This is a genomic window from Streptomyces sp. NPDC008313 (assembly GCF_042956125.1).
GTDB lineage: Bacteria > Actinomycetota > Actinomycetes > Streptomycetales > Streptomycetaceae > Streptomyces.
Window position 1 is genome coordinate 85,253 of record NZ_JBIBFR010000008.1, and the last position, 11,280, is coordinate 96,532.

At 70.6% G+C, this 11,280-nt stretch carries 11 protein-coding genes; 3 read left to right on the plus strand and 8 right to left on the minus strand.

The genetic code is table 11. The features are described from left to right. The first annotated feature begins 23 nt into the window (after positions 1-23). Positions 24-968, plus strand: a complete 945-nt coding sequence (locus tag ACFY93_RS12845; protein WP_391357000.1) for a LysR substrate-binding domain-containing protein — start codon at positions 24-26, stop codon at positions 966-968. Between the two features lie 182 nt (positions 969-1,150). On the opposite strand, the gene ACFY93_RS12850 is transcribed toward ACFY93_RS12845, so the two are convergent. Genes ACFY93_RS12850 through ACFY93_RS12885 form a run of 8 tightly spaced genes read right to left on the minus strand, consistent with a single transcriptional unit; the run spans position 1,151 to position 8,257 of the window. Continuing rightward, positions 1,151-2,152 carry an amidohydrolase family protein gene (locus ACFY93_RS12850; RefSeq protein ID WP_391357002.1) on the minus strand — a complete coding sequence of 334 codons (1,002 nt, stop codon included), beginning with the start codon at positions 2,150-2,152 and terminating at the stop codon, positions 1,151-1,153. A gap of 3 nt (positions 2,153-2,155) precedes the next feature. Continuing rightward, the gene (locus tag ACFY93_RS12855; RefSeq protein WP_391357004.1) at positions 2,156-2,677 is read right to left on the minus strand and encodes a 3-hydroxyanthranilate 3,4-dioxygenase; all 522 of its coding nucleotides are present in this window, start codon (positions 2,675-2,677) and stop codon (positions 2,156-2,158) included. After that, on the minus strand, positions 2,674-3,147 hold the full coding sequence (locus tag ACFY93_RS12860) for a Rid family hydrolase (protein WP_391357006.1): 474 nt from the start codon (positions 3,145-3,147) through the stop codon (positions 2,674-2,676). The genes ACFY93_RS12855 and ACFY93_RS12860 overlap by 4 nt, the downstream gene beginning before the upstream one ends. Further along, positions 3,144-3,911, minus strand: a complete 768-nt coding sequence (locus tag ACFY93_RS12865; RefSeq protein ID WP_391357008.1) for a fumarylacetoacetate hydrolase family protein — start codon at positions 3,909-3,911, stop codon at positions 3,144-3,146. The genes ACFY93_RS12860 and ACFY93_RS12865 overlap by 4 nt, the downstream gene beginning before the upstream one ends. After that, positions 3,908-4,939, minus strand: coding sequence for a 4-hydroxy-2-oxovalerate aldolase (dmpG, locus tag ACFY93_RS12870; RefSeq protein ID WP_391357010.1), 1,032 nt, complete (start codon positions 4,937-4,939; stop codon positions 3,908-3,910). The genes ACFY93_RS12865 and dmpG overlap by 4 nt, the downstream gene beginning before the upstream one ends. After that, on the minus strand, positions 4,936-5,922 hold the full coding sequence (locus ACFY93_RS12875; protein WP_391357012.1) for an acetaldehyde dehydrogenase (acetylating): 987 nt from the start codon (positions 5,920-5,922) through the stop codon (positions 4,936-4,938). The genes dmpG and ACFY93_RS12875 overlap by 4 nt, the downstream gene beginning before the upstream one ends. Further along, positions 5,919-6,725: a fumarylacetoacetate hydrolase family protein gene (locus ACFY93_RS12880; RefSeq protein WP_391357013.1), complete on the minus strand. Its 807-nt coding sequence runs from the start codon at positions 6,723-6,725 to the stop codon at positions 5,919-5,921. The genes ACFY93_RS12875 and ACFY93_RS12880 overlap by 4 nt, the downstream gene beginning before the upstream one ends. 44 nt (positions 6,726-6,769) lie before the next feature. Then, on the minus strand, positions 6,770-8,257 hold the full coding sequence (locus ACFY93_RS12885; protein WP_391357015.1) for a 2-hydroxymuconic semialdehyde dehydrogenase: 1,488 nt from the start codon (positions 8,255-8,257) through the stop codon (positions 6,770-6,772). Positions 8,258-8,466: 209 nt separating this feature from the next. Here ACFY93_RS12885 and ACFY93_RS12890 point away from each other — a divergent pair, with 209 nt between their 5' ends. Together ACFY93_RS12890 and ACFY93_RS12895 are read left to right on the plus strand one after the other, a co-directional pair. Next, complete coding sequence (locus ACFY93_RS12890; RefSeq protein WP_391357018.1) at positions 8,467-9,816, plus strand: MFS transporter; 1,350 nt, start codon at positions 8,467-8,469, stop codon at positions 9,814-9,816. Positions 9,817-9,974: 158 nt separating this feature from the next. After that, complete coding sequence (locus tag ACFY93_RS12895) at positions 9,975-11,240, plus strand: carboxylesterase family protein (RefSeq protein ID WP_391357020.1); 1,266 nt, start codon at positions 9,975-9,977, stop codon at positions 11,238-11,240. Positions 11,241-11,280: the final 40 nt, after the last annotated feature.

Genomic DNA, 11,280 nt, shown 5'->3' on the forward strand with positions numbered 1-11,280 from the left:
GCGGCGGTGGATAGAGTCACGGGGTGGAGACTCCCCGCCTGCTCGACGGCCGGCTCAAGTTCCGGCACCTGGTCCTGATCGACGCGCTCTCGCGCCAGGGAAGCGTCGTCGGCGCCGCCGCCGAACTCCATGTGACGCAACCCGCCGCGACCCGGAGCCTGCACGAGCTGGAGGACATCCTCGGCGTGCCGCTGTTCGAACGCGGCCCCCGGGGCGTCACCCCGACGGTGTTCGGCGAGGCGTTCACCCGGCACGCGCGGGCGGTCCTCGCCCAGCTGACCCAGGCGGGGCGGCACGTGGTGGAGCTCGCCGACGCCGACCGGGGCACGGTCGTCGTCGGCACGCACCTGGCCGGCTCCAACGTGCTCCTGCCGCGGGCCATCGCCGCGCTCAAGAAGGAGCGCCCCTACCTGACCGTGATCGTGCGGGAGGGGGCGCCGGAGGCGCTGCTGCTGGAGCTGGAGGCGGGGCGCGTCGACCTCGTCGTGGGGCGGCTGACCGCATCCTCCGACGAACGGATGGAGCGCCGCAAGCTCTACGACGAGTCGGTGGAACCGGTGGTCCGGGCCACGCACCCGCTCGCGGGCCGGGAGGGGGTGGAGCTCGCGGAGCTGGTCGACCACCCCTGGATCCTGCCCGGGGCGGAGACCGTGCTGCGCCGGGAGATCGAGGAGCTGTTCGGCCGCCACGGGTTCGCGCTGCCGCTGAACCGGGTGGAGACCACCTCTTTCCTGACCATCCGTCAGCTCCTGCTGGAGACTGATGTCGTCGCGGTGCTCCCCAGCCTGATCGTCCGCGACGACAACCGCATAGTGCGGCTGTCGGTTCCGCTGGACCCGATCGGGCACAGCGTCGGGCTGACCCGGTCGGCCGCCCGGACGCTGAGCCCTTCCGCCGAGGCCCTCATCCGGAGCCTGGAGGCCGTCGCCGACGAGATGGCCGCGCGGACGGGCGGTCGGCCGCGTTAGATTAGGTCCTGTCTGGAGTTTCCCGTCTGCCGCGCGACGCCTGGCACGGCACCTCGGCGCACGGCCGAATCATCCAAGTACGTCCAGTACGAGGACGATCCGGCCGCACGCCGATGCACCGCACCGGACGCCGCGCGGCCTGCCCTTCGGGCAGACGACGGGAAACTCCGGACAGGGCCTGGTCAGGCACCGGACAGTCCGAGGAACCGCTCGGCGTTCTCGTGGCCGATCAGCCGCCGGTCGGCGTCGTCGAGGAACTGGCTCTTGCGGACCACCTGACCGACCGGACGCTCGCCCAGCGGGTACGGGTAGTCGCTGCCCACCATCACCCGGTCCGCGCCCACCGTGTCGACCAGCAGCCGCAGGGCGCGCTCGTCGAAGACGACGGAGTCGACGTAGAAGCGGCCGAGGTAGTGGGACGGCGGGAACCGCGAGGTGCCGATGACGTCGTTGCGTCCGTGCCAGGCGTTCTCCATCCGGCCCAGCCAGAAGGCGAACGATCCGCCGCCGTGCGCGAAGCAGATCTTCAGACGGTCGTCGACGCGGTCGAAGACCCCGCCCAGGATCAACGCCAGGATCGACAGGTGGGTCTCGGCGGGCATCGCCGTCAGCCACTGGGCCATCCAGCGGTCCAGCCGAGGGGAAGTAGCCATGTCCCACGGGTGCACGAACACCGGTACGTCCAGCGAGGCGCAGTGCTGGAGGAAGGTGACGATCCCCTCGCTGTCCAAATCCTGGTCACCGACGTGGTTTCCGATCTCGACCCCGCGGTGCCCGGCCGCGACGCAGCGTTCCAGCTCGCGGCAGGCCGCGTCCGGGTCCTGCAACGGCACCTGGCAGAACGGGATCAGCCGGTCCGGTGCGGGCTCGACGATCTCCAGCGCCAGATCGTTGAAGATCCGCGCGATGTTCGTCGCCTCCCGGCCGCTGCGCCCGTAGGAGAAGAAGGCCGGTGTCGGGGAGACGACCTGGGTGCGCACGCCGTCCGCGTCCATGTCCCGCAGCCGGACCTCGGCGTCCCAGCAGTCCGAGCGGATCCGCCGGAACTCCTTGGTCCCCATCATGATCACCGCGTCCGACTCGGTCTCCACCCGCAGCCACGGCGCGTCCGGCCCGCCGTCGGCCGTCAGGTCGGGCCAGCCCCGGGGCACGTAGTGGGTGTGGATGTCGATCACCTGGTCCACCGGTCAGCCCTTTCCGGGGTGGAGCGCACCGCACTCGCGGCAGACGCGGGCCCGCTCGTTCTCGTAGAACTCGGTGAAGACCGGGGGCAGGTCCTCGACGATGTCCCTGACCTGGAGTTCGATCCCGTGGATCAGGGCGGAGCAGTTCAGGCAGTACCACTGGAAGCGCTCCAGGGTGCCCTCCTCGCGGACCCGCTCGATGACCAGACCGATCGACTCGGGGTCGGGGCGCTGCGGGGAGTGCGGGACGTTGCCGGGCAGCAGCCACGCCTGGCCCTCCCTGATGTGTACGGTCCGCGGCCCGTCCCCGGTCATGAGGTTGACGTGCATGTCGCCCCTGACCTGGTAGAACCACTCCTCGTACGGCTCCTGGTGGAAGTCCGTACGCTGGTTGGGGCCGCCCACGATCTGGACGATGAAGTCGTTGCCGAGCGACATGGTCCGGTTGTTCACCGGCGGCTTGAGCAGGTGCGCGTGCTCGTCGATCCAACCCTGGAAATCGATGACCTCGGGAATGTCGGTCATGAGACCACCTCCGTGCTGTGCGATGCGGATGTACCGGGGGCTGCCGGGGCCCGGGAGGCCCGGGGCAGGTGGGCGACGGCCTGGATCTCGATCAGCAGGTGCGGGTGCGGCAGCTGGTGCACCGCCACCGTCGTACGGGTCGGGCCGTGCTCGTCGAAGAACTCGCCGTAGACCTCGTTGTATCCGCCGAAGTCGTTCATCGACACCAGGTACGAGGTCACCTGGGCGACGTCGTGGAGTCCGGCGCCCACCTCGGCGAGCATGTCCCGGATGTTCTCGATCACCGCGCGGGTCTGCGCGCGGATGTCGAGGTTCGTGGTGCCCATGGCGTCGACCTCGACGCCCACGAACGTGTTGTCGGGCCGGCGTGAACTCGTACCGGACACGAAGACCAGATCGCCGACGACCTTCAGGTGGGGGAAGCGGCCGCGCGGGGTGGCCCGTCCCTCGAGAACGCGTGCGTCGCTCATCCGACGACCCTCACTTCCACCGTGCCGAGCCCCGCGACCTCGCAGGCGGTGACGCCGGCGGTCAGCGGCACCGCCGCCGTCGCCGCGCCGGCGAGCACCACCTGTCCGGCCCGCAGGGGGATGGACCGGCGCCGGCACATGTCCACGAGCGCGTGCAGGGCGCGCACCGGGTCGCCGAGGATCGCGGCGGTCGAGCCGACCACCTCCGTTGCCCCGCTCACCAGCCGTACCGCCCGGTTGGGCACGCTCTCCAGGGGCCGCCAGGCACCGATCGCGTACGCCGAGGCCGACGTGTTGTCCGCGACGACGTCCTCGTAGGTGAACCGGAAGTCCCGGTAGCGGGAGTCGATGACCTCCAGCGCCGGGGCGAGGGCGTCCACACAGGACTCGATGTCCGTCGTGGGGTCCTCCACGTCCACGTCACGGCAGATCCGGTACGCCACCTCCGGCTCCACCTTCGGGTGGATGAAGCGCGCGAGATCGAGATCGCCGCCGTTCGGGACGCGCATCGCGTCGGTGAGCCGTCCGACGATCACGTCGGACACCCCCATCTGAGCCATCTTGGCCTTGCTGGTGAAGCCCAGCTTGACCCCGGTGACCCGCTCGCCGCGCGCCTCGCGGCGGGCCAGCAGCGCCGCCTGGATCGCGTAGGCCTCGCCGATGCCGAACGCGTGCGTGTCGGCGAGGCTCGGTACGTCGGTGCGCGTCGTCTGCGCGGTGTCGAGCCGCTCCGCCAGGGTCTCGACGGTCCGAGCCGTGATCATGCGGCGCTCCCTTCGGTGCCGGCCCCGCCTCGCGCGGCCAGGTCCAGTGCGATGTCGACGATCATGTCCTCCTGGCCGCCGACCAGTTGCCGCCGTCCGACCTCCAGCAGGATCTGCCGGGTGTCGATCCCGTAGCGCAGGGCCGCCCGTTCGGCGTGCAGCAGGAAGCTGGAGTACACCCCGGCGTAGCCGAGGGTCAGCGTCTCGCGGTCCACTCGCACCGGGCGGCTGCGCAGGGGGCGGACGATGTCGTCGGCGGCGTCCTGGAGTGCGAACAGGTCGCAGCCGTGTTCCCAGCCCAGCAGATCCGCGACCGCGACGAACGGTTCCGCCGGGCAGTTACCGGCCCCCGCGCCCTGCCCGGCCAGTGCCACGTCGACGCGGTACGCGCCGTGCTCGACGGCGGCCACACTGTTGGCGACCGAGAGCGAGAGGTTCTCGTGGGCGTGGATGCCGATCTGCGTACCCTCGTCCAGCACCTGGCGGTAGGCGTCGATCCGCTCCGCGACGTCGCGCGTGGTGAGCCGCCCGCCGGAGTCGGTGACGTACACGCAGTGCGCGCCGTACGACTCCATCAGGGCGGCCTGCTCGGCCAGGCGTGCGGGGGAGTTGAGGTGGCTCATCATCAGGAAGCCCGAGACGTCCATTCCGTGCTCCCTGGCCCACGCGATGTGCTGCGCGCTCACGTCGGCCTCGGTGCAGTGGGTGGCGACCCGGACGCTGCGCACCCCCAGGTCGTAGGCGCGGCGCAGGTGCTCGATGGTGCCGATGCCGGGAAGCAGCAGGGTGGTCAGCTTCGCGTGCTCCAGTACCTCCGCGGCGGCCTCGATCCACTCCTCGTCGGTGTGGGAGCCGAAGCCGTAGGTGGCGCTCGACCCGCCGAGTCCGTCGCCGTGCGCGACCTCGACGGCCGCGACGCCCGCCTTGTCGAGCGCGGTGACGATCCGGCGTACCTGATCGAGGGTGTACATGTGCCCCATGGCGTGCATGCCGTCCCGCAGGGTCACGTCCTGTACGTAGATCTTCACGCGTCCGCCCATCCTCGCAGTACGGCGATCCGTTCCGCGGTCCTGACCGCGGCGGAGGTCATGATGTCCAGGTTTCCGGCGTAGTCGGGCAGGTAGTGGCCCGCGCCCAGCACCTCCAGGAACACCGTGACCCTGACTCCGGTGATCCGGCGGCCCAGCGCCGGGACCATGACGTCCTCGACGGGGTCGAACTGCACGTCCTGTTTGAGCCGGTAGCCGGGGACGTACTCCCGGACCTCGGCGGCCATGTCCCGTACGGAGCCGGCGATCCGCTCCCGCGTCGCCGCGTCCACCGCACCCTCGACGAGGCAGTACACGGTGTCGCGCATGGCCAGGGGCGGCTCGGCCGGGTTGAGGACGATGACCGCCTTGCCCACCGAGGCGCCGCCGACGACGCGGATGGCCTCGCTGGTGGTCTCGGTGAACTCGTCGATGTTCGCCCGGGTGCCGGGACCGGCCGACCTCGACGCGATGGACGCGACGATCTCGCCGTACGCCACCGGGGCGATCCGGGAGACGGCGGCGACGACGGGGACGGTCGCCTGGCCGCCGCAGGTCACCATGTTGACGTTCGGCTCGTCCAGGTGCTCTCCCAGATTGACCGGGGGCACCACGAACGGGCCGAGCGCGGCCGGGGTCAGGTCGACCATCAGCTTGCCGTGCCGCCGGGCGATCTCGGCGTTGCGGACATGGGCCTTCGCGGAGGTCGCGTCGAACACGACCTTGATACCGGCGAACTCGTCCATCTCCACGAGGCCGTCGATCCCGCGCGCCGTGGTGGCGACCTTGAGGCGTCCGGCCCGGGCGAGACCGTCGGACGCCGGGTCGATACCGGCCATGGCGCCCATGCGCAGGGTCTTCGACAGCCGCATCACCTTGATCATCAGATCGGTGCCGATGTTGCCGGAGCCGATGACGGCGACGGGGACCGTGCCCGTCGTGGTCGGGGGCGTGCCGCCCGGTCCGGTGGTCGCTGGACTCACTTGGTTTCCTCCTCGACGACTGCTTCCACTTCTCCCAGCCCGTCCAGCTCCAGCCGGAACCGGCCAGGTCCGGTGACCGGGACCATCGGGCCGAGCGCACCGGACATCACGACGTCCCCGGCGCGCAACGGCTGCTCGCGCCGGACCAGTTCGCGGGCCAGCCAGGCCACGGCGACGACCGGTGAGCCGAGGCAGGCGTGCCCCGCGCCGTGGGAGACCGGCTCACCCTCCCGGCGCAGCGTCATGCCGACGCGGGCCAGATCCCGGCCGGCCAGCGGATACGGGGTGGTGCCGAGGACGACCGCGCCACTGGACGCGTTGTCCGCGACGGTGTCGGTGATGGCCAGGTCCCAGCCCGCGATCCGGGAGTCGACGATCTCGATGGCGGGCAGCACGAACTCGGTGGCCCGCAGCACGTCGGCGACGGACGCGCCGGGCCGGTCGAGGTCACGGCCGAGCACGAACGCGATCTCACCCTCCGCACGCGGCTGGAGGAACCGGCCGAGCGGCAGCGGCTCGGTGTGGGCGTACAGCATGTCGTCGTGGAGCACGCCGAAGTCCGGCTGGAAGACACCGAACTGCTGTTGCACGACGGGGGCGGTGAGCCCGATCTTGGCGCCCACCCGGCGTGCGCCGGCCGTGACGCGGGCCCGGGCGACGCGGCGCTGCACCTCGTAGGCGGCGTCGAGGTCGCTCGTACCGAGGTACTGACGGACCGGGGCACAGGGCGTGCGGGCGGCGGCCGCGGTGGTGAGCAGTTCGACGGCGGCCTCGACGGGGTCATCGACGGGGTCATCGGACACGGCACTCAGGGGACGGGCGGGGGCGTGGGGGTTCGGATGCTCGCTCACAGCTGTACGCACACATTCGTCGGCTCGGTGTAGAAGTGCAGGGACGACTCGCCGCCCTCGCGCCCGATGCCGGAGAGCCCGACACCGCCGAAGGGGGAGCGCAGATCGCGCAGGAACCAGGTGTTGACCCAGGCCATGCCCACGTTCATCGCCTGCGCCACCCGGTGGCCGCGGCGCAGGTCGTTGGTCCACACGGAGGCGGCGAGGCCGTAGTCGGTGTCGTTGGCCAGCTCGATCGCCTGCGCCTCGGTGTCGAAGGGGACGAGGGCGGCCACCGGGCCGAAGATCTCCTCGCGTACGACCCGGTCGGCGTTGGTCAGCCCGGTCCACAGGGTGGGTTCGATCCACGAGCCGCCGTCGAGGTCCGGGCCGAGGGTGGGTACCGCGCCGCCGGTGAGCACCTTCGCGCCGCTCCGCTCGGCCAGGTCGAAGTAGCGCAGCACCTTGTCGCGGTGGGTCCGTGAGATCAGCGGGCCCGTGGTGGTCGCTCCGTCCAGCGGGTTTCCCAGCCTCAGGCGTTCGGCGCGCTCCACGAGTCCGTCTGCGATGTCGTCGAACACGGACCGCTGTACGTACACCCGCTCGGTGCACAGGCAGACCTGCCCGGTGTTGGTGAACACCGACTTGGCGAGCCCGGTCAGCGCTTCGTCCATGTCGACGTCGTCGAAGACGATCGCGGCGTTCTTGCCGCCGAGTTCGAGGGAGACCGGCCGCACCCGCGGCGCGACGGTCCTCATGATGTGCGAACCGGTGGCGGACGACCCGGTGAAGGTCACGCCGTCGATCCCGGGGTGGGCCGTCAGGTACTCACCGGCGGATTCACCGCCGAAGCCGTGGACGACGTTGTACACCCCGGCCGGCAGACCCACTTCGGCCAGCACCTCGGCGAGCAGGGTGGCCGTGCCCGGTGTCTCCTCGCTCGGCTTGACGACCACGGCGTTGCCGCAGGCCAGTGCCGGGGCGATCTTCCAGGTCAGCAGGAGGAGCGGCAGGTTCCACGGCACGACGACCGCGACCACGCCCAGGGGCTTGCGGACCGCGTAGTTGAGGGCCCGCTTCCCGCCCGGCAGATCGGTCAGGAACGAGTCCTGACCCGCCGCGGCGACCACGTCGGCGAAGGCGCGGAAGTTGGCGACGGCGCGGGCGACATCGAGCTGTCGTGCCTGGGTGACCGGTTTGCCGGTGTCGGCGATCTCCGCGGCGACGAACTCCTCGAACCGCTCCTCGATCCGGTCGGCCGCCCGGCGCAGCAGTTCGGTCCGCTCACGTACCGCCGTGTCCGCCCAGCCCGCGCCGAGAGCGCGCCGGGCCGCCATCACCGCACGGTCCACCAGTGCCTCGTCCGCCTCGTGAACACGGGCGTGGACGAGACCGGTGGCTGGATTGATCTTGTCAAAGCCGCGGTCGCCGTCAGGGCCGTCATCGGGGTCGACGAACCGTCCGTCGACGAAGTTGCGGATCCACCGCCCAGTTTCTGCCGTCATGCCTCTCACTGTGGGAGGAACGGCCATGCCCGGCAAATTAACTTCTCGTCCATCTGTATGCCCAAGTTGGTATATCCGGGCTTCAGGCTGTGGCTGAAATCGGGCTATGCCCAAACTGGTATGTCGTGACGCGTGTTCGGTATTTGTGCGTCATGTCTCAGCGGGCCAGGATCCACCGTTAAACGCGTCACCGAGTGATAGGTCATCCCATGAGCAGCTCACCTCAAGAAGACGGCGCGGGCGGAGGCGGAACCGCGGCGAGAAAGACAGCCGTCGCGACGCTGGCCGGAACCACGCTCGAGTGGTACGACTTCTTCCTCTACGGCACCGCGGCCGCGCTCATCTTCGACAAGCAGTTCTTTCCCTCGCTGAGTTCCGGGGCGGGCACCCTGGCGGCGTTCAGCACCTTCGCCGTCGGCTTCGTCGCCCGGCCGCTCGGCGGCCTGGTCTTCGGACACTTCGGCGACCGTATCGGGCGCAAGGCGACGCTCGTGGTCTCGCTCCTGCTGATGGGCGTCGGATCGACGCTCATCGGCGCCATCCCGAACTACGACGCGATCGGCTTCTGGGCGCCGGTGCTGCTGGTCCTGCTCCGCATCGTCCAGGGCATCGGCCTGGGCGGCGAGGGCGCCGGCGCGACCCTGCTGTCGATGGAGCACGCCCCCGCCGGCAAACGGAACCTGTACGCGGGGTTCCCGCAGATGGGGACCCCCGCCGGACTGGTTCTCGCCAACATCGTGTTCCTCACCACCAACTCCGTGGCCGGTGACGACGCGTTCACCTCGTGGGCCTGGCGCGTCCCGTTCCTGCTGAGCTTCGTCCTGGTCGCGGTGGGGCTGGTGGTCCGGCTGCGGGTCACCGAGTCCCCGTCCTTCAGCCACGCCGTCCACCAGGACGAGGTGGTCAGGTTCCCGCTGGCGGAAGCGCTCAAGGTCGGATACCGCCGCCTCGGCCTCACGCTCCTCGCCGTGGTCGCGAACTCCGCAGTGGCCTATGTGTTCCTGGTGTTCACCCTGTCGTACGGGACGAAGGAGCTCGACTACAAGAAGAAGTTCCTCATCCTCGGCGTGACCGCGGCCTCCGTGATCTGGTTCGCGACCATTCCGTACTGGACGAAGCTCGCCGACCGCTACGGCCGCAGAACGATGTTCATCGGCGGTTCCGTCGCCATCCTGGTGTGGTGTGTGGCGTTCTTCCCGCTGCTCAACACGAACAAGTCCCTGCTCGCGCTGGTGGCCCTGGTCGGCATGGGTCTCGTCATTCCGGTGACGCACTGCGTCCAGGGGGCCATCATCGCCGACACGTTCCCCATCCACGTCCGGTACTCGGGCTCCTCGCTGATCCTCCAGCTCGGCGCCATCCTCGGCGGCGGACTCGCTCCGCTGATCTCCACCGCGCTGCTGGACGCCGGAGGCTCGTCGACCGGCGTGACGTGGTACCTCGTGGGGATGTGCTCCGTCAGTTTGATCGGAGCGATCGCGCTGTTCCGCCTCGTCCCGGAGAACACGCCGGAACCGGCCACCGAACCCCCGGCGCAGGCAGCCGTGGCCCGCACCTGAACGACACGCGCCTGAACCACAGGTGGGTGAACGACACGTGGGTGAACGACACGCGGGGCCGGGGCCGGGGCCGTCGCCCGACCGGCCCCGCAGGTCACGTCCCTGCTCCGACCCCGGTGCTCCGTACCCTCGTCACCACCCCTGTCCGGAGGCCGCACATGACCGATCCCACCGACGCGGTGGTGCGCACCGGACCCGTCCGTTACGCCACCGCGGCACGCTTCGCCCGGCCCCGCCCGGTGGCGGCCGACGACCACCGCCCGTCGAGCGGCGAGATCTGCCCCCAGCTCCCCTCCCGCCTCGACGCGGTGATGGGACCCCCGCTCGACACCCGTCCGCAGGGCGAGGACTGCCTCAATCTGACCGTCACCACCCCCGCCCTGGACGACGGAGCCCGTCCGGTCCTCGTGTGGTTCCACGGCGGCGGCTTCAGCAGCGGCGCCGGCCTCATGGACTGGTACGACGGCGGGGCGCTCGCCGCCCAGGGCGACGTGGTCGTCGTCGGCGTCAACTACCGCCTCGGAGCCCTCGGATACCTCTGCCTGGACGGCATCAGTGAGGGAAACCTCGGACTGTACGACCAGCTCGAAGCGCTGCGCTGGGTGAGCACGCACATCGCCGCCTACGGGGGAGACCCAGGCAGCGTCACGGTCTTCGGCCAGTCCGCGGGCGCCCTCTCCCTGCGCCTGCTGCTGGAGATGCGGGAGGCGCGGGGGCTCCTGCACAGGGCGATCCTCCAGAGCCCGCCGCTGTCCATCACGGCCCGTCCCCGCACGGACTCCGAGGTCCTCGGCCGTGTCTTCGCCGGCCTGCTGGCCGAGGACCCGCGCACCGCCGGACTTCCCGCGATCCTGGCGGCCCAGCGCGAGACCGCGAGCATCAACCTGCGACGCTCGGGAAGTACACTGGAACCCCCTTTCCTCCCGGTCAAGTTCCCCGCGGCTCAGGACGGCGAACCGGCCGTCGCGACAGTACGAGGTCTGGACGTCCTGTACGGCTGGAACGCCGACGACATGACCGCCTTTCCTGTGGACGATGCCGACCCGGCGGAGCTGACCCGCCGCCTGTACGAGAAGCCGCTGGCACACTACGGGGTCGAACTGGCGCGGTCTGGGGCCCGGGTCCACACGTACCGCCTCGACTGGCGCCCGGCCGGTTCGCGCTTCGGTGCGACCCACTGCCTCGAACTGCCGCTGCTGCTGGGCACCCGCGAAGCATGGCGGTCGTCGCCGATGCTGGGGACGGAGCCGTGGGCGGAGGTGGACGCGCTGGGCAGGGCGGTACGCGCGGCGTGGATCGCCTTCGCCCGCACCGGAACGCCCGGCCCCACGCCGGCACCGCTGAGCTGCGGCCGGGGACCCGAGCCGGTCTGGAGAGGAGAGCCGCCGCGGGGAGGGCCTGCCACACGGCCGGGTGACATCTGAACCGGCTTGCCTCACAGGCACATGGCGGGGGTGCCACTGC